13 protein-coding genes are annotated in these 19,939 nt (G+C 44.7%); 6 read left to right on the top strand and 7 right to left on the bottom strand.

The window, feature by feature from the left end:
* Nucleotides 1-10 precede the first annotated feature (10 nt).
* Nucleotides 11-1,252 carry an MFS transporter gene (locus tag B5X68_RS06450; RefSeq protein WP_082213778.1) on the bottom strand — a complete coding sequence of 414 codons (1,242 nt, stop codon included), beginning with the start codon at nucleotides 1,250-1,252 and terminating at the stop codon, nucleotides 11-13.
* Nucleotides 1,253-1,284: 32 nt separating this feature from the next.
* Nucleotides 1,285-1,692: an alternative ribosome rescue aminoacyl-tRNA hydrolase ArfB gene (gene arfB / locus B5X68_RS06455; RefSeq protein ID WP_082213779.1), complete on the bottom strand. Its 408-nt coding sequence runs from the start codon at nucleotides 1,690-1,692 to the stop codon at nucleotides 1,285-1,287.
* A gap of 313 nt (nucleotides 1,693-2,005) precedes the next feature.
* Between arfB and B5X68_RS06460 the strand changes: the two genes are divergently transcribed.
* Together B5X68_RS06460 and B5X68_RS06465 are read left to right on the top strand one after the other, a co-directional pair.
* Nucleotides 2,006-3,289, top strand: coding sequence for a DUF6600 domain-containing protein (locus B5X68_RS06460; RefSeq protein ID WP_229208304.1), 1,284 nt, complete (start codon nucleotides 2,006-2,008; stop codon nucleotides 3,287-3,289).
* Nucleotides 3,290-3,384: 95 nt separating this feature from the next.
* Nucleotides 3,385-4,404: a GntR family transcriptional regulator gene (locus B5X68_RS06465; RefSeq protein WP_082213781.1), complete on the top strand. Its 1,020-nt coding sequence runs from the start codon at nucleotides 3,385-3,387 to the stop codon at nucleotides 4,402-4,404.
* 181 nt (nucleotides 4,405-4,585) lie between these two features.
* Here B5X68_RS06465 and B5X68_RS06470 read toward each other — a convergent pair whose 3' ends face one another.
* The 5 genes from B5X68_RS06470 to B5X68_RS06490 all read right to left on the bottom strand — a co-directional run bounded on the left by B5X68_RS06470 (nucleotide 4,586) and on the right by B5X68_RS06490 (nucleotide 13,418).
* Nucleotides 4,586-5,869 (bottom strand): sugar isomerase, encoded by a 1,284-nt coding sequence (locus tag B5X68_RS06470; protein ID WP_082213782.1) that lies wholly within the window; start codon nucleotides 5,867-5,869, stop codon nucleotides 4,586-4,588.
* A 126-nt stretch (nucleotides 5,870-5,995) separates the two neighbouring features.
* Complete coding sequence (locus B5X68_RS06475; protein WP_082213783.1) at nucleotides 5,996-8,119, bottom strand: bifunctional aldolase/short-chain dehydrogenase; 2,124 nt, start codon at nucleotides 8,117-8,119, stop codon at nucleotides 5,996-5,998.
* Nucleotides 8,120-8,409: 290 nt separating this feature from the next.
* The gene (locus B5X68_RS06480; protein WP_082213784.1) at nucleotides 8,410-10,497 is read right to left on the bottom strand and encodes a prolyl oligopeptidase family serine peptidase; all 2,088 of its coding nucleotides are present in this window, start codon (nucleotides 10,495-10,497) and stop codon (nucleotides 8,410-8,412) included.
* Between the two features lie 110 nt (nucleotides 10,498-10,607).
* Nucleotides 10,608-12,491 (bottom strand): CocE/NonD family hydrolase, encoded by a 1,884-nt coding sequence (locus B5X68_RS06485; protein ID WP_082213785.1) that lies wholly within the window; start codon nucleotides 12,489-12,491, stop codon nucleotides 10,608-10,610.
* Nucleotides 12,492-12,500: 9 nt separating this feature from the next.
* Entirely contained in the window at nucleotides 12,501-13,418 is a 918-nt protein-coding gene (locus tag B5X68_RS06490; protein ID WP_082213786.1) for a PE-PGRS family protein, read from the bottom strand.
* 92 nt (nucleotides 13,419-13,510) lie between these two features.
* Between B5X68_RS06490 and aspS the strand changes: the two genes are divergently transcribed.
* The 4 genes from aspS (at nucleotide 13,511) to pseB (ending at nucleotide 19,930) form a co-directional block, all read left to right on the top strand.
* A complete protein-coding gene (gene aspS, locus B5X68_RS06495) occupies nucleotides 13,511-15,268 on the top strand; it encodes an aspartate--tRNA ligase (protein WP_082213787.1) in 1,758 nt (585 codons plus the stop codon).
* 341 nt (nucleotides 15,269-15,609) lie between these two features.
* On the top strand, nucleotides 15,610-17,814 hold the full coding sequence (locus B5X68_RS06500) for a polysaccharide biosynthesis/export family protein (protein ID WP_229208305.1): 2,205 nt from the start codon (nucleotides 15,610-15,612) through the stop codon (nucleotides 17,812-17,814).
* A 5-nt stretch (nucleotides 17,815-17,819) separates the two neighbouring features.
* Complete coding sequence (locus B5X68_RS06505; protein WP_082213789.1) at nucleotides 17,820-18,869, top strand: Wzz/FepE/Etk N-terminal domain-containing protein; 1,050 nt, start codon at nucleotides 17,820-17,822, stop codon at nucleotides 18,867-18,869.
* A gap of 44 nt (nucleotides 18,870-18,913) precedes the next feature.
* Nucleotides 18,914-19,930, top strand: a complete 1,017-nt coding sequence (gene pseB / locus B5X68_RS06510) for a UDP-N-acetylglucosamine 4,6-dehydratase (inverting) (protein ID WP_082213790.1) — start codon at nucleotides 18,914-18,916, stop codon at nucleotides 19,928-19,930.
* The last annotated feature ends 9 nt before the right edge of the window (nucleotides 19,931-19,939 follow it).

The raw sequence follows: 19,939 nt of genomic DNA on the forward strand, positions 1-19,939 counted from the left end.
GCATCCGGAATCAGGCTTCTTCATAATCCAGCTCCTTGCCGTAAGTTTCTTCCATCTTCCATAAGGACAACAGGGCGAGCGAGAAGCATATTGCTCCCACGATTGCACCGGAATTTAAAACTCCCCAGCCAGGCTTCAAAAGTTGGAAAAGAGGTAATGTGATCAGCACCGTTGCCCTTACATTGTTAGCGACCGAAGTGGTGACTGTTGCACGCAGGTTTGTTCCAAACTGCTCAGCCGTTGTGGTCAGGAACATGGCAATGTAGCCAATTGAAAACCCAAGCCATACATAGCAGGCATATAGCGCAGCAGAAGATTGAATGCCACCATAAAGCAGCCATATGACGCCACCAAGCGTCATGGACATCATAAGCAAGATGGCTTTACGCCTGGATCGCAGCCATTGACTCAAAATTCCACTAAAAAAGTCGCCGGTCACGACGCCAATGTAGGTGTAAAGCACACACGATGCTGCTTGTACGTCGGCCGCTATGCCAAGCGCTTTTGCGAATTCGTTTCCGAAAGTTGAATAAATTCCAATCACCATATAAGTAGGCAATCCAATGCCCATGCAGCGGATATAGCGCACAAAGCGCGCCCAGCTCGTAAAAATCGTCCACCAGGGCACAGGCTTATTCCCTCGCTTTTCAATGCTTTTATCAAAAATGATGGATTCCAGCACATTAATCCGCAAAACCAGCAATAAAAGGCCCATTCCTCCTCCAATAAAGTAAGCAATACGCCAGTCTGTAAGTTTTACTGCAAAAAATGCGGCGATCGCGCCGGCCAGACCTACACTGGCCACAACGGACGCACCGTAACCGCGCAGTTCTTTTGGTAAAATCTCGGCAATAAGCGTGATGCCCGCGCCAAGCTCTCCGGCAAGCCCTAAACCTGCGACAAACCTCAAAAAGGAATATAATTCCACATTATTAGCAAAACCGCAGGCAATGTTGGCAAGTGAATAAGTGAATATGGAACCAAACAAAACCGAGCGCCTGCCCAGCTTATCACCCAAAATACCCCACATAAAGCCTCCTATCAACAGTCCGGCCTGCTGCCAGTTATAAATGTTGGCACCAATGCGGGATATTTCTTCTTCTGATAACCCCAGGTCTTTGAGGCTTGGAACACGAACAATGTTAAACAAAAGCAGATCATAAACATCCACGAAGTAACCGAGCGAGGCAACGATAACAGGAAGCGTAAGAACGGCACTTATTTTTGGTTGAGCAGGAGTGATCACATTCATTGGCTAAATGATGAATTGGCAATGCAGATAAATTAATCTTCGAAACTCTTTTTTCGCAGTGATTTAATGCTTGAATTACGTTGCTTCGTTTGAAGCCGTTCTAATTTTGAAGCAAGGGTCGGCCGGGTTGCCCTACGGCTTTTTCGCACTGTAAATGCCTTTTTTATCAGATCATTGAATTTGCTGATAACCTTTTCTTTATTGGCCAGCTGAGAGCGTTCCGTCTGATGATACAGGACGAGTATCTGATCGTTAGTAAGCTTGTTAGCGAGTTTATCAGTCAATGTTTGTTTCTGCTCGTCGGAAAGTTGCTGCGAGTTTTTGATGTCAAATCTCAACTCAACTTTTGTTTCAACTTTATTGACGTTCTGGCCTCCGCTGCCGCCACTGCGCGCAGTTTGGAAGACAAGTTCGTTATGGAGAATTTCAGGGTTGATCATTGGCTAACTGAAAATATTGTTAACGTGTTGTTAATGTTGATGATGGCAGATAGGGCTAAAGTAGTTTACAAATGTCTTAGAGCAAGCAAACAACTGACGAATTCTTTTGTCAAAATAAAATAAGGCATTAATTATCAACTATTTACCAAACAAGCACAATGAACCGATCAAACCACAAACGATTGCACCGTTCCGGGAAGTTTCGTTTATACCGATTACTGCACTCCGTAACGTTTAAACCAAAACAAAAAAACAGTGTCTTACAAACGAATTAAATAAAGAAAAACAACTAATCCATATAGCCATGAATATCATGCGAAAACTTCGGATACTGGGCCTGATCTTGCTAATGCTTGGCGGTGTTTCCACATTCACCAAGACGCAGGCTCAGCCCGGGGTTAACATTTCATTTCAAACATTTTACGAAGAATTGTCCCCTTACGGAAGGTGGGTCCGGACGCCGCAATATGGTTCCGTTTGGGTGCCTGATGCGCCACAGGGCTTCCAGCCTTACTCCACCGCCGGATACTGGGAAGTGACCGAATATGGTAACACCTGGGTTTCGGATTACGACTGGGGCTGGGCGCCTTTTCATTATGGCCGCTGGTCTTTTGATGATTATAATGGCTGGTTCTGGATCCCAGGTTATGAATGGGGGCCGGCTTGGGTAAACTGGCGTTCGGGTGGAGGTTATTATGGCTGGGCACCGCTGGGCCCGGGAATGCAGGTAAACATTTCGGTGAATCTTCCTTCTTTCTGGTGGGTTTTCGTGCCGCAACGTTACATTTCAAGCCCGCGTTGGTATGATTACTGTGCTCCGCGCAACCGCGTTTCGCATTATTACGGCAGAACGACGATCATAAATAATTACTATTACAACAACAACCGGACATATGCTTACGGCCCAAGACGAGATGAAATCGAACGCGTAACCAGGAGAAGCGTAGCAGTTCGTGATATTGATATGCGTAACCGGGGAAGAGTGGTTGTGGCCGGAAATAGCCGTGGTAACGACAGATACGACAACAGCCGCGGTTCCAATGAACGTAACAGCAGAATCAATGAATCCAATCGCCGCGGATCAACCGTTGATGTAGGATCAGATCGCAGCAGCAGAGGCAATGACAGAAACCCGGGATATGGAGCCAACCGTAGCGATAACAACAGCCGCACCAATCGGGAATATGAAGCACCGACCCGTGCCGAACGTTCGCCAGATCGCAACGTGCCAAACTACGGCTCAGAAAGAAGCAATAGATCTGAGCGCAGTAACGAATCGGTGAACCCTGGCCGGAGCAGAGAATCTTACGAGTCGCCGGCACCAAGACAAAGCCGGTCCGAAAGAGGTTCCTATGAAGCTCCTGCGCAACGTGAAAACCGTTCCTATGAAACGCCTGCGCCAAGACAAAGCCGGTCAGACAGAGGATCCTACGAAGCCCCGGCTCAACGCGAAAGCCGTTCGGAACGTGGATCAGTGGATAGAGGTTCTTCCGAATCAAGAAGCAGCGCTCCTAATGAACGTTCATCGGGAGGTTCTGAAAGAGGATCAAGAGGTGGCGGTGGCGGCTCGGAGAGAAGCAGCAGAGGTCCAAGATAATTAGCAGAAAGCGCAATAAACAGCCGGGGGAGAAAGTAGTTTTCTTCCTCGGCTGTTTTTATTTATTGTTACCGGGCCTATAATCACTGTTTTTGATGGAAATACAATTTGACATTGAGTTTAAGGAAAGTGCGCCAAAATACATGCAGATCATCAAGTCGCTTTTGCAGGCGATTAGTAAGGGGAAACTGAAACGTGGCGATAAAATTCCTTCGATCAATCAGTTAAGTGAAGAATATCTGCTTTCCCGGGACACTGTTGAAAAGGCTTACAAACACCTCATTAAAGATGGCGTGTTGATTTCCGTCCGGGGAAAAGGTTACTTTATTAATCGTGTCGACATTGAAACATCGGTTCGTATCCTGCTGGTTTTCAATAAAATAAGTAATTATAAAAAACAGATTTATAATGCATTTGTTGAAAATGTAGGGCGCAATGTGAATGTTGATCTTCATATTCACCATTCTAATGCCAATATTTTTAAAAACCTGATTAAAAACAGTCTGGGCGAATACGATTATTACGTAATCATGCCGCATTTCTACGAAAAGGCAGAAGAGGCGATTGAAACATTGAAAATGATCCCGCCCGAGAAGCTGATTTTACTGGACAAGGACATTGAACTGAATAGTAAAAAGCATTCGTCTGTATTCCAGAACTTCGAAAAGGACATTGTTTCTGCATTAAATGAAGCCGTTGACCTGCTCAAAGTCTACAAAAAGCTGATCCTTATTTTCCCAACCATTATCCGTTATCCCAAAGAAATCATCAAAGGCTTCCGGATTTTTTGCATTCAGCATGAGTTCGAACATGAAATCATGTACGATTTTCACGAAAACAGCATTGCTGTTAAAGACACAGCATATGTGGTTATTGAAGAAAATGATCTGGTTAATCTCATCAAAAAATGCCGTGAGCAGCAACTTACAATCGGCAAAGACATTGGCATTATTTCCTACAACGAAACGCCGTTAAAAGAGATCCTGCTGGATGGAATCACAACCATTTCCACCGATCACGAGCAAATGGGAAAGACTGCAGCGGAGTTGATAACCGAGAATAGAAGGGCGATTATCAAGAATCCGTTTACGCTGATTCGGAGGAAGTCGCTTTGATGCAATGTGCTTCTTGGCGGGCATTGTGGACTTCACTCCGACTCCGCTCAGTGTGACAAAGCATTGCGGTTCTTCCTTTCGGTGGCGCAGCGGCGCTGTTCGCTCAGGCTAACAAGCATTGAACCAAGCTCTGTCAGCCTGAGCGGAGACGAAGGCACGTCCACAATGCTCCTCGCAACCCTTAAAGCCCAGTAGCCACAGTAACCCTACCCCGCTCATTCATCAGCTCATTCCGAACCTTCAAATTCCTGAACAACCCAATCGGATCCAGCGAACCGCCGCTTAGGCGCATGGATTCACGTACTAATGGCCGTACATCCGTTCTGAATGCATTTTGAAGGATTTGTTGCGCCAGAACGACGTCATTTTGATTCCTGGCTTGTTCCAGTTTTTGGCGATCGACCAGCAATGCTTGTGCGTAGGAAATCAAAATCGCTTCCACGGATTGAAGCAAATCTTCCAAAGGATCTTTTACATTGTGACTGGCGTCGATCATCCAGGCGTAACCATCACTTCCTTTTCCTGCGCGTTTCATGCCCTCTACCAGTTCAACAAATATCAGGAACAGCATATAAGGACGAATGCTGCCGACGGTAAGATCGTCGTCACCATATTTAGAATCGTTGAAATGGAAACCTGCCAGGCGGCCTTCCATCATTAATGTCGCTACAATTTGCTCAATGTTGGCATTAGGTAAATGATGACCAAGATCCACCAGCACATCGGCTTTCGGGCCCAGTTTCTGGCAGAAAAGCAATGAACTTCCCCAATCCTGGATTACGGTTGAATAGAAATTCGGCTCGTAGGCTTTGTATTCCACGTAAACTTTCCAGTCAGCAGGCAGCTCGGCGTAGATTTCCTGCAAAGATTCGAGCGTATTTTGGAATGCTTGTACAAAATTGGATTGTCCCGGAAAGCAAGAACCGTCTGAGAGCCAGATCGACAATGCTTTTGATCCCAAATCTTTACCATATTTTATCACTTCAATGTTATGCTCAACAGCTTGTTTTCGAACGGCAGGATCAACGTGCGAAAGTGACCCGAATTTATAGGAATGCTCCTGATCCTTCTGATCCTGAAAAGTATTCGAGTTAACTGCATCAAATTTCAGGTCCAATGAAGAAGCCAGACTGATAATTGATTCTGCCTGCTGGGGAATATCCCAGGGGATGTGCAGCGAAATAGATCCGCTTGAACGGTTCAATGCATGTAGAAGACCTACATCCTCCACTTTTTCTTCCAAAGAACGCGGCTCCCCGCCACCTGAAAATCGCCCGAAACGCGTCCCGCCCGTGCCCAGGGCCCAGCTCGGAATGGCAACCTGAAAAGCCTCCAAAGCACTTATTACTTCGCTGGCATTGATCCCCTGCTCGCCAAGTTGCTCTTTTAAGAAAATAAACTGGTTGTTATGGCGCGACAATAAGCTGTCGTTATGCTGGTCAATCTGATACTGGTCGATTTTCATTTTGTTGAAATTTAAAAGACTTTCCAAGTTATAGAAACTTAGAAAGTCTAATTTGAAAATTCTGAAATTTGAAAATATTGTAGTTATTTCCGCGACTTTAAAGGCGCGGGAATATTTCGCTATCGCTTACCGTAAAAACGCTGCCGGAACACCGCCATCCACGTTGATCACGTTTCCTGTGCTTTTGTTTAGCAGACCGCTCACGAAAATGTAAACTCCGTTTGCAATGTCTTCTGTATGGATTTCTGCATTCAGAACGGTTCTTTTGGCATAATATGCAGGCAGTTCCGCTACGCTAATACCATAAGCTTTCGCGCGTCCTGCTGCCCAGCCGCTTTCCCAGATCTTACTTCCTGCGATTACAGCATCAGGGTTAACGACATTGACACGGATTTTATCAGGCCCTAATTCCGCCGCTAAAAGGCGTGACATATGTTGCTGAGCCGCTTTTGCAGTTCCGTATGCCACATTATTTGGCCCTGAAACGATGCCGTTCTTGCTGGCAATGTTGATGATATCACCACCCAATCCTTGCTGGCGCATGATAGCAACCGCTTCCTGAGAAACCAGGAACTGGCCTTTTACCAACACATCCTGCAAAATATCCCAATCCTTAATGGTGGTTTCAGCCAGTGGTTTTGAAATAGACAAACCGGCGCAGTTTACAATGATATCAACGCCGCCATATTTCAACTTCGTAGTATGCAATGCAGCTTTGATCTGATCTACTTCCAGTACATTTGCGATGGTCGTAGCTGAAAAGTCTTTGCCAAACTTTGCGTCAAATTCGGCTTTGGTTTCAGCCAATGCTTTTTCGTCAATGTCGGAAATCACCACGCAGGCGCCTTCTTGCAACAGTTTTAATGCAATGGCTTTTCCAATTCCTCCGGAGCCGCCGGTAACGATCGCAATTTTGCGTGAAACTGACTTTTCTTTTGGCATACGCTGCAATTTAGCTTCTTCAAGAAGCCAGTATTCAATGTCAAACGCCTCTTGCTCAGGCAATGAAACGTAGGAAGAAATTGCTTCCGCGCCTTTCATCACATTGATTGCATTGATATAAAACTCCGCCGCCACACGCGCTGTCTGCTTGTCTTTCGCAAACGAGAACATGCCGACGCCTGGCAACAATATGATCACCGGGTTCGGGTCACGCACAGCCGGGCTGTTATCATGTTTACAACGATCATAGTATGCTTGATAATCAACGCGATATGCTTCAAACTGCGGACGAATTTGATCCAGAATTTCCTGATCTGTTCCGCCAAGCTTATCAAATGGGAAATCCAGAACCAACGGACGGATCTTCGTACGAAGGAAGTGGTCCGGGCAGCTTGTGCCTAGTGGAGCCAGCTTATCAAGATCATGGCTGCCGATAAATTCAAGCACACGCGCATCATCCGTAAAGTGACCGATCATCGCCTGTTGCTCAGAAGCAAGCCCGCGCAGATACGGAGCCAGCTTACCCGCAATTTCAGAACGGCGTGCTTCCGGTTCGCTTTCAAGGCGCTGACCTCCGAAAACCGGACGGTTTTTGCCATAATTTTCGTTCAGATATTCCGATGCTCTTTCAATCGTATCCAGCGTATTGATATAAGATTCATAAGCTGTATCACCCCAGGTAAACAAACCGTGTCCGCCCAATACGATTCCGCGGATTCCCGGGTTTTCTGCCAATGCCTGTTCCAGTTTTAATCCAAGATCAAATCCGGGACGTTGCCAGGGCACCCACGCCAGTTCTCCGTTAAATAATTCTTTTGTAATAGCCTCTCCTTCTTTGGATGCCGCGATGGCGATCAATGCGTCAGGGTGCAGGTGATCAATATGTTTGAAGGGCAATAAGCCGTGCAGGGGCGTATCAATGGAAGGTGCTTTGGATTTGAGATCATAAATGCAGTGGTTGAAAAGCTCTACCATTTCATCTTCAAATTCCAGTCCACGGTAAATGTTTTTCAAATTGTGCAAGCGGTCCTGATAAAGTCCGGCAAGGCCACTTCTTGTCAAAGTGCCAATATCACCCCCAGAACCTTTGATCCACATTACCTCAACCGGATTGCCAGTCAGCGGATCTTTTTCAATGGTCTTGCAACTTGTGTTACCGCCCGCATAATTGGTAAGACGAAGGTCTGCACCCAACAAATTCGAACGGTACAAAAGAAGTGCTACCTGATCATCACCGAGCGAAGCCGCTTTACTTTCATCCCATAAATAGCTTACGTACCTGTACTGGCTTACATTAGAACTGCTCATATTTTCTTATTTAATTAATTATCATTTTTTGAGGTAAAAGGTCCCATTTCCTGAAAGGGTTTCAAATTACAAATACTACTCTGTAACGGGCACAAGATTAGAAAACTTACCTATTCCCACCGTCCTGTTGTATCCTGCATGTAGAAATAAATTAAGAAATAATGGGAAAATTGGAAGTTTACATAAAATTAAAATGGTCTGAACCAGCCATTAACTGTTCAGACCATTTTCCGGGCGTTTTACCTTAGTCGGTTACTTTTGAAATATTAGTTTTTTTCAACAGCCAGATATCATTGCCAAACCAACCCCATATTCGCGAACAAAAATGCATAAATGTCCGCCTGGGTTTCAAGTGCCTTTTTCGTGTTGCTCGCGCCGTGGCCGGAGTTGGTGTCGATGCGGATCAAAAGTGGGTTATCAGATGATTTGCCTGCTTTGGCTTGAAGTTCTGCCGCGTATTTGAATGAATGTGCGGGCACTACGCGGTCGTCGTGATCCGCGGTTGTAATCATTGTTGCCGGATATTTTCCACCTTCTTTAATATTGTGCAGGGGTGAATACGCATATAGCACTTTAAATTCTTCGGCGTTATCGCTGCTTCCGTAGTCTGCGATCCAGTTCCAGCCTATGGTGAATTTGTGAAAACGAAGCATATCCATGACGCCTACTGCGGGAAAAGCTACTTTGAACAACTCCGGCCGCTGGTTCATGACGGTTCCTACCAGCAATCCACCATTAGAACCACCCTGAATGGCTAGTTTAGCGGCAGATGTATATTTTTCTTTGATCAAGAACTCAGCTGCGGCAATGAAGTCGTCGAAGACATTCTGTTTTTTGAGCTTCATTCCCTGCTCGTGCCATTTCTCACCATATTCGCTTCCTCCGCGCAAATTTGCCTGCACATAAATGCCACCCTGATCCAGAAATGGAATACGGGTAGGGCTGAAACCCGGGGTTAGGCTGATGTTAAAACCACCATAACCGTATAAAATCGTCGGATTTGAGCCATCGCGTTTCATTCCTTTTTTATAGGTGATGAACGCAGGGATTTTGGTGCCGTCTTTACTCGGATAGAAAACTTGCTCCGTCTCGTAATCTTCCGGATTGAATGAGACTTCCGGCTCACGGAAAACTGTGCTTTTCTTGCTGGCAATGTCGTATTTGAAGATCGTCGGCGGGTAATTGAATGATGTGTAGGTGTAAAAAACAAAGCTATCTTCCCGCTCACCACCAAAGCCGCTGGCAGTTCCCAGTCCAGGCAATTTCACTTCATTTTCCAATGTGCCATCCATGCTGTAAACATATGCACGGCTGCTTACATCTTTGGAGTAAGAGGCAAATAATTTGTTACCGGCAAGTCCGGCGCCTAAAAGTGGTTCATCCTTTTCCGGAAGAACAATTTTCCAGCTCTTTGCCGCCGAAACGTAGCGCATAACCTTGCTATTCGGCGCATTCTCGTTGGTTTCAATTAAAAAATCATCGCCAATGTTCTCTATAACACCATATTGAAAATCGGTTATCTCTTCCTTGATCGGTGTAAATGTTGTTTCTCCTTTTTTCAGAATCCACAACCCGTTTCCATCCTTTCCCTTTCCCCTATCGCTTACACTCAGCACGGCAAACTGCTCATCCTCAGTTGTTCCTATCGTATGAAAGCGTTGCGGGTTTGCAGCATCTTCAAATATAAGTTTGTCGTCGTTTTGAGTTGTTCCAATTTTATGGAAATAAACCTGGTGGTTTTCATTTTTGGCCGCTAATGCGCTGCCTTCCGGTTTTGGATAACGACTGTAATAAAAACCATCTCCCTGCCACGCAGCGCCTGAAATTTTAACCCATTCGACTTTGTCGGAAAGCATTGAGAGACTTTTCATCTCCATAACCTGATATTCCTGCCAGTCGGACCCGCCTTTGGAAAAGCCTAAAACAGCATGGTTACCATCTTTTGAAAGACTGAAAACAGTAAGCCGGGTCGTTCCGTCCGCAGAAAGTTTATTGGGATCAATGACTGTTTCTGGAATTCCGTTTTCGCCCTTTTGACGATAAAGTACGGCCTGATTTTGCAGTCCATCGTTTTTATAAAAATAATAATAGTCGCCCTTTTTCCTGGGAGCCGAATATTTGGGGTAATTATAGGCCTTTTCCAGATCGACAAAAATCTTACTCTTGAAAGGGATTTTATCCAAATAACTGAATGTAACAGCATTCTGGGCCTTAACCCACTGACCCGTTTCCTCGGAGCGGTCATCTTCCAGCCAGCGATAAGGGTCCGAAACTTTCACTCCGTGATATTCGTCAACGTGATCAACGCGGTTTGTTAATGGGTAATCAAGCTTTTGGGCCAAACCGTTGTTCAGCATGGAAGCGGCAATGATAGTCATTCCAACAATTTTAAAATTCAAAAAATAAGATCGCACCGAATGGTGTCGCGCCGAATGGTGTCGCGCCGAATGGTGTCGCACTGAATGGTGTCGCACTGAATGGTGTCGTATCATTTGATCACGTCAATTTCAAGCGAGCTTGCTGCCCCGGCCTGGTGATATATAGTTTGTTTGGCGCTGATAAAATCGGAGTCTTCTGCCTTATAAATGTTCTCCACATATTTCTGTGGGTTGCGGTCGAAAAGCGGGAATGCTGTGCTCTGGACCTGGACCATAATGCGGTGACCTTTTTTGAATGTGTGCAAAACATCCTGCAAGCGGAATTTAATGTCGGTCATTTTTCCGGTAACCAATGCTTCCGGTTTCTCAAAACTATTGCGGAATCGGGATCTCATGATTTCGCTTCGCACCATTTGCTGGTAACCCGCCAGGACAGTTGTAGGATTCGGCAGATACCCGTGGTTTTTCTCATCGCCCGGATACACGTCGATCAGCTTCACAAAAAAATCCGCGTCCGTTCCGGTCGTGCTGATCTTCAATAATGCTGTAATTTCTCCGCCTAATGTAATGTCCTGATCCAGCACGTCGGTTTGAAAAACCAGCACATCCGATCGCGTGGAAGCAAAACGCTGATCTTCCGACATATATTCAAATGGCGTAAAACCCGACATCTGCTTGTAATTTGCCGTATAAGGAACCGGTTTTGCAGGATCACTCACATATTCGCTCACAGATTTTGTTTGTACAGGCTCTTTGAAATCCAGCTTTCCGGCTTCGTGGAAATAGAGTTTACGCTTCTCGACAGCCGCCACAGGCCATTTGTCAAAAGTTTCCCATGTCTTTTTGCCTGTATCAAACATATATGCTTCCGGCAAACCCGTTTTTCCATCGCCCGACTCTTTCAGGAAATGTTTGAAAAACTTGGCCTCAATGTTGGTTTGATAAAATGTGGCGATGCTATCCCCGAAATAAATGTCATTATGCAATGTGTGCCCGGTTTCCCTGCTCCAACGCCCATGCCCGAAAGGACCCACGACGATCGTATTATACGTGGAAGGATTATTTTTTTCAATGGTTTTGTAAGTGTTCAAAGGACCATAAAGATCCTCGGCATCGAACCAGCCGCCGACGGTCATAAAGGCATGCTTAATGTTCTTCAAATGTGGCAGAATGTCCCTTTTTTGCCAAAATTGATCCTTATTTGGGTGATTGACTGTTTCCTGCCAATAGAAATTCTTTGAATAATATTTATCGAAATTTTTGAGTGAACCAATGTTCATGTTGAATGTGTAACCATCGGGCTTGGCTTCCACCATTTCGGAAGTAAACCAGGAAGACGTCGTCGGCTTTGGAGGCTTAATCCCAAAAACCGGAAATGTCAGATAGTAACCTTGCGTAAATGCACCATTATGATGGAAATCGTCGAAAAAGAAATCGGCAATGGGTGCTTGTGGTGAGGACGCCTTTAACGCCGGATGCTCCGAAAGTGCGCTGGCAGTGGTGTAAAAGCCGGGGTAAGAAATGCCCCATTGCCCAACTTTCCCATTGTTGTTAGGGACATTTTTTAATAGCCACTCAATCGTATCATAAGTATCCGAAGCCTCATCCACATCCGTTTTACCTTTTTTCTGCGCAATGTGTGGCGTCATATTGGTCCACTCACCTTCGCTCATATAACGGCCACGCACGTCCTGATAAACAAAAATGAATTTATCACGCATCAATGTTGGGCTCGGTCCGATCCTTGGCGGATAATTGTCCGGACCGTACGGCGCGACGCTGTAACAAGTGCGCTGCATTAGAAAGGGATATTTTTTGTCGGCAGAAGCGTCTTTCGGGCTGTAAACAATCGTGTGCAACTTTATGCCATCACGAACCGGAATGTCATATTCAGCTTTGGAGTAATTTTCGCGGATAAACTTTTCATCCCCATTCTGCGCATTAGCAACAGTGACAACGAGCATCAAAACGATGCTTAGTAGATTTTTGACCATGGCTTTTGTTTATTTTCTCTTATAAAAATTCAAAGTGACGCTCGCAGCATTAGATTTTTCACTGATTGTGTAAAATCCTTTGGCATCAGCATCCATACAAACGGCCTCGCTCTGAGGTTCGAGCGCAACCAGTAACTGCTTTGCGGAAGGCCGAGTCAACGTTTGCCCGACAGATTCTCCTGTCTTTACTTTCCAGTAATATACGGCAAGATACGTTCTGATGAGGATTTCGCTGCCATCTTTTGAAATATCTGCACCCGTTGCCAACCCTACACCGGGAACGGTTCCCAGTTTTTCTGCGATGGTGGTTTCAGTTGTGGATTGTGGAAAGGCAAGCCGGTAAATTCCAGTATTTTGGGCCTCCTTTGAAACAACATAAATATCTTTTGTACCTGGATCAAGTATCAATGACTCAGCGTCTCTGGGGCCGTCGGGATAACTGAATGTGATTTTTTCCAGCTTCGATCCGTCAAAACTTGCATTTGGATCGGTTATTTCCGGGATCCTGTAAATGACCCCAACCTGGCTTTTCGGTTCATTATTATTGCCAATGTCTCCGATATATAAATAATTTATACCTGCACTGGGTCCGGGGCCAGCGGCAACGTCTTCCCAATCACGGTTAACCGACCCTGGGATGTTCATTTGCTTAATATTCTTCCCGTCTGAACTTAACAGATACAGTGAATTAGGCTGACCGGAATCCTGGTTGATCCAGAAATTCCCGGGTAGGTTATAACTCGGAACAATTCCCGAAGCTTCATCAATAATGCCTGGTGTAATGGCAACTTTCTGGGGGGTTGTTTCAAAATCCGCAGTTGGTGTTTCATCGGGCTTTGGAGGAGGATCACATGAAAAAGCAGCACAAAAAATAAGGGACAACAGAACCACTCCTACTTGTCCGCTCAGCCTTTTATATAATTTCATAAAAAACACTTCATGTTAGATTTGCTAAAAATACGTACTTTTGCGCCATTTATTATCAGGCAGTTTCACTATATCAGTATTAAAAAAGTTATATGTTACGTACCCATACCTGTGGAGAGTTAAGCTTAGAACATGTAAATCAAGAAGTTGTATTGTGTGGCTGGGTTCAGCGTGTCCGCGATAAGGGCGGCATGATCTGGCTTGATTTGCGTGACCGCTATGGAATAACTCAGCTTCTGTTTGAAGAAGGAAAAACACAGGCTAATGTGCTTGAAATCGCGCGTTCATTGGGCCGCGAGTTTGTTATTTCTGCAAAAGGCCAGGTGATAGAAAGGCTTTCCAAAAATGATAAAATCGCAACCGGTGACATTGAAATCCGCATTTCTGAACTCAATATATTAAATCCGGCAAAATTACCGCCTTTCCTGATTGAAGATGAAACGGATGGTGGCGATGATATCCGTATGAAATACAGATATCTGGATTTGAGAAGAAATAATGTTCGTAAAAATTTACAATTAAGACATCAGGTTGCGCGTCATACACGTGCTTATCTGGATGATCTTGATTTTATAGAGGTTGAAACACCGGTATTAATAAAATCCACACCGGAAGGCGCGCGGGATTTTGTGGTTCCAAGCCGCATGAACCCGGGTGAATTTTACGCTTTGCCCCAATCACCGCAAACATTCAAACAATTGCTAATGGTAGCAGGCTTCGACCGTTACTATCAGATCGTGAAATGTTTCAGGGATGAAGATCTGCGTGCTGACCGCCAGCCGGAGTTTACGCAGATAGACTGTGAAATGTCATTTGTAACACAGGAAGACGTCCTCAATACATTTGAAGGGCTTATCCGGAATTTATTCGCCAAAGTTAAAGGGCTTGACCTGCCGGAGGTTCCCCGCATGACTTACGCGGACGCGATGCGACTTTATGGCTCAGATAAGCCGGATATCCGGTTTGATATGCAGTTCGTTGAATTAAAGGGCGCAGCTCAGGACCTTACTTCGGGTAAAGGTTTTAGTGTATTTGATGACGCCGAATTGGTCGTGGGCATCTGTGCACCGGATAGTGCCGTGTACACCCGCAAGCAGCTGGACGAATTAACAGAATGGTTGAAGCGTCCACAAATCGGAGCAAAAGGGCTCATTTATGTGCGATATAATACCGATGGTTCACTGAAATCGTCCGTTGACAAATTCTACGCCGAAGAAGACATTAAGAAATGGGCTGAGGCGTTTAATGCTAAACCGGGAGATCTGATACTGATCATTTCGGGAGCATCAGATAAGGCGCGAAAGCAATTGAATGAACTTCGTCTGGAAATGGGAACGAGGTTAGGGCTAAGAAATCCAGACGAATACAGGGCATTATGGGTGCTGGATTTCCCGCTTTTGGAATACGGAGAAGCCGAAAACCGCTGGTTTGCTATGCACCATCCTTTTACCAGCCCGAAGCCGGAAGATATTGCTTTGCTGGACAAAAATTTAGGAGAGGTTCGGGCCAATGCATACGATATGGTGATCAACGGCGTTGAAGTGGGCGGAGGTTCTGTAAGGATTTTCGAAAAAGAGCTTCAAAAGCAAATGTTCGGAATACTTGGATTTACCGAAGAAGAGGCTCAGGAGCAGTTCGGATTTTTAATGAATGCATTCGAATTTGGCGCTCCTCCTCACGCAGGAATCGCGTTTGGATTTGACCGTCTGTGTTCAATCTTCGGCGGAGCAGACTCGATAAGGGACTTTATCGCTTTTCCAAAGAACAACTCCGGACGTGACGTAATGATTGATTCTCCGTCTGTTATATCCGATGCACAATTAAAAGAATTGGCCATCAAAGTAGAATAGTTTAAATACTTATTGGATTAATATATTTATCACGGGGAATTTAATTATTGTAAGATTTCGTAGTTTTGCTGCTTGCTTGTTCGAGCACCCCGGATCAATTTAAAATGCGTTTCGACGCCATTTAATATAATTAACACTGCATGCATTATTTATCTAAAAAATTAAGCGCCATTCGGATAGCTTTTTTTATCCTACTGGTAAGTACAGCTACTCGAGCACAAGATCCAGCACCACAAACTCCGACTACCGTACCGAGTCAACCGAATCCAACACAAACGACTCAGCCTCCCGTTTCCAACTCACAGGCTATTGAATTTTATAATCAAGCCAAGCAGTCGGGGATGTCTGATATGGACATTGAAAAAGCAGCTTTGCAGAGAGGTTACACGCTGGACGATATTTCTGCCATGCGCAAACGCCTGGAACAGACGACAAAAGACAACACGAAAAACGATCCCAATCGTGACCAGCTGGACGAAACCAGGGAACAGGATGACCTGGATGAGTTAGAAGACGAAACAAATAACGAAAGAGATACAACGGCCGCAGGAAGAGCAAGAAATAGACGACTTAACAGGACATTCGGTTCGTCGTTCTTCCGCAGGAGTTCCACCACATTCGAGCCCAATCTCAGAATACCAACTCCGAGAAACTATATACTCGGGCCGGATGACGAACTTGTTGTTGACATTTACGGAAATTCAGTGGATAACTTCCGCATGAAAATCAGTCCGGAAGGAACGGTTAAGATGCTCAATCTGGCGCCAGTTTATGTTAATGGCCTCACTATTGAACAAGCCAGCGAACGGATTGTCAACAGATTAAGACAAGCTTATTCGAATCTTAACCGCCCAGGTTCAGGAACCCATTCCACGATCACACTTGGGAATGTACGCAGTATCCGTGTCATGATAACCGGAGAAGTTGTACGGCCAGGAACCTACACAGTTTCCTCGTTATCATCTGCTTTCAACGCACTTTACGTTTCAGGAGGTCCAGGACGTAACGGATCTTACCGTAACATTGAAGTGATCCGTAATAATCAGGTCATTCGCCAAATTGACCTCTACCGGTTTTTGATAGACGCGGATTTGCGGGACAATATTTCTTTGCAAGACCAGGACATCATTTTAATTCGGCCGTATGATACCCGTATAGAACTCACCGGCGAAGTTAAAAAGACCGGGATCTTTGAGGCGAAAGCGGGCGAGACAGTGAAAGATCTGCTAAAATATGCGGGCGGCTTCACGCCCGAAGCCTTCACCAAACTGATCCAGTATCAAAGGAATACGGGCAATAATTTTGTTATCGGGAGCATTGATTCCGTTCAGGTTGGCACATTTACACCAAAGAACGGCGACATATTTAGTGTCAAAAGAATCCTTGATGTGGTTGCTAACCAAGTTGAAATTCGCGGTGCAGTTACAAGGCCCGGCGTTTATCCGCTGGACGAGCGTACAAAGACCGTCAAAGAATTAATAACAATTTCAGACGGAATCAGTCCAAGAGCGTTCTTAAATCGCGCATTACTTGAAAGATCCAGCGGAGACACGCAGACAGGGCTTGTCGCCATTGATCTGAGAAAATTGTTAAACAATGAAATTCCGGACATAGAGTTATTGCCCGGCGATATCCTTACAATCAAGTCTGTCGAAGATTTAAAGGAATTTACATTTCTCTCCGTTCGGGGTTCCGTGATCAATCCGGGTGAATACTATTATTATAAAGACATTACCATCGCCGACTTGATCTTTCAGGCAGGTGGCTACACAGAAGGCGGTATTCCCTATCGCATTGAAGTATCCAGAAGGGTTAAGAACGATACAACAGGACTTCCCAACGATCAGAATGTACGAATTTTCACCCTGGACGTTGCAGACAACCTAACATTAAATGAGCTGGATCAGAAGTTCGCGCTGCACCCGTATGACATTGTGCTTGTGCGCAAATCTCCAAGATATGAATCGCAGAAAATGGTAACAATTTTTGGCGAGGTTACTTATCCGGGAACTTACACGATCCTTAATAATTTCGAAAAAATATCTGACCTCTTCCCAAAAGCGGGCGGAATGAAGAAAGAAGCATACATTGAGGGTGCAAGATTTTACCGGAAACAAGAACTGGTCGCATTGGATTTGAAAGCTATTTTAGACAAACCTTCCATCCCAGCTAACTTGCTTCTTGCTGACGGAGACACGATTTATGTTCCCAAGAAGTCGGAAATGGTTCGGATTCAAGGAGGAGTTTACAATCCATCACTGGTAAATTTTGACCCTGGGTTTAATTTCCAGGAATACATTTCACAGGCTGGTGGATTTATCGAAAGAGCACGAAAAAATAGGATTTATGTCTCTTATCCGAACGGAAGAACACACAGAACCAGCAAGTTTTTATTTTTCCGGTCTTATCCAAAGGTGGAACCCGGTTCAACTGTGACAGTTCCCGTGAAGGAACCAAAACCTGAGCAACCCATGTCTCGCGGTGAACGATTAGCTATCATCTCGCTATTCACAACATTAGCCATTGCTTTAATAAGAATTCTATAAACGGTATGCCCGAGATACAACCTGATAAAAACACCGACACACTTGAAATTAGCTTTTTTGAAGTTGTAGGGTTTTTCAAGAGATATTTATTGGTTCTTATTGCAGCTGCAATCTTGTCGGCCATTATTGGCGTGGCATTCAGTTTCTTGCTTGCTAAGAAATACACAGCGCAGACCATTTTGTTGCCCGAATTAGGTTCCAGTAGAAACAGCTCTTTTTTTAGCATGGCGCTGGGTGCCGGATCTGATCCCAGTGGCAAATTGGTGCCTGAACTGTATCCCAACATCCTTTCAACAGTTCCTTTTGGTCAGTACTTGTTGAAAATTCCGGTAGTTGACGAAAATGATGTTTCCTACCCTACTTTGGAAAACTACATGACCAAAGACAGTTCACAGAGTTTTTTGTCCAGCTTATTATCTTTCGGAAGGTCATCAAAAGATCAGCCCAAGGCTAAATCGCCTAATCCCAACATCAAGATCCTTGCATTTTCGTCAAAACAGGAAAGGATGGTGAATGCTGCAAAGGGCTTGGTACAGGCAACAGTTGGAACCACGGATGGTATTATCACAATTGAAAGCGAAATGACCGATCCGGTTGTTGCAGCAATGGTGGTGGATGCAAGCGAGAAATATCTGATAGACTACGTAAGCGATTACACCATATCCAAAACAACACAACAGGTCGACTTTCTTGAAAAACGCGTACAGGAAGCCAGAAAAAGGCAGCAAAGCGCTGAATATTCCTTGCAAGCATACAGAGACACACATAGAAACACGTTTCTGAATGTGGCAAGGATTGAAGAACAAAGATTACAGGCCGAATACGTTCTTTCCCAGGCTATTTATTCTGACTTGTCAACAAAGCTGGAACAATTCAAAATTCGTGAGAAAGAAGAGAAACCGGTTTTCAAAGTTCTTGAACCCGTGCGTGTTCCTCTTGCAAAAAGCAGCCCGAAACGCCTTTTTATTGGTATCATATTCTCGGTTCTGGGAGTTTTTATTACGCTTACCTACATTATTTTCTTCAAAGAAAAGCTTCACAAGCAACTTGTTTAGCACTATACATCTGTAAAACTATTTTTAACTAAATTTCAATTAACATGCTAGATTTGACCGGTAAATCAATACTTATAACAGGAGGAACTGGTTCTTTAGGTAAAGCATTAACCGCAACAATTTTCAAAAAATGGCCCAATGTGAAAAGGCTGGTCATCTTGTCAAGAGATGAACAAAAGCAATTTCAGATGGCGCAGGAATACACACCAGAAAAATATCCACAGATTCGTTTTTTTATTGGTGATGTAAGAGATGAGGAACGTTTGCGGAGAGCTTTTAAAGGAATTGACTTTGTGATACATGCTGCTGCAATGAAGCATGTGCCTATTGCTGAATACAACCCCACCGAATGTGTTAAGACAAACATTAACGGTGCGCAAAATGTCATTAACGCTGCGCTGGATACCGAAGTAAGCCATGTAGTTGCATTGTCAACAGACAAAGCGGCGGCTCCGATCAATTTATACGGTGCTACTAAGCTAACTTCGGATAAGTTGTTTATTGCGGCTAATAATATTCGCGGACGCAATCCTATTAAGTTTTCTGTTGTCAGATATGGCAATGTGATGGGTTCAAACGGATCCGTAATCCCATTTTTTATCAATAAGAAAAAAGAAGGCGTGCTTCCGATAACAGTGGAAAGCATGACCCGCTTCAATATATCGCTGCAAGGCGGCGTGGACATGGTTTTGCATGCATTGGAAACAGCCTGGGGCGGAGAACTTTTTGTCCCTAAAATTCCGTCATACAACATTCTTGATATTGCCAAAGCAATCGGTCCGGAGTGTGAGCACCGTGTCATTGGGATCCGCCCCGGTGAAAAGATTCATGAAGAAATGATCACTACTTCTGACTCATTTTTCACGTATGATTTAGGTAAATACTACGCCATAGTCCCCCAGACGCCTACATGGAGTATCTCGGACTTCATTAGTCACTTCGATGCCAAGAAAGTGCCGGACGGCTTTTCATATAATTCCGGAAACAACACAGAATGGGAAACGGTTGAAAGTTTGCGGGCCTTAATCATAGAACACGTAGATCCCGACTTCACAGTTTAATTTTTCTTG

The organism is Dyadobacter psychrophilus (assembly GCF_900167945.1).
Lineage (GTDB): Bacteria > Bacteroidota > Bacteroidia > Cytophagales > Spirosomataceae > Dyadobacter > Dyadobacter psychrophilus.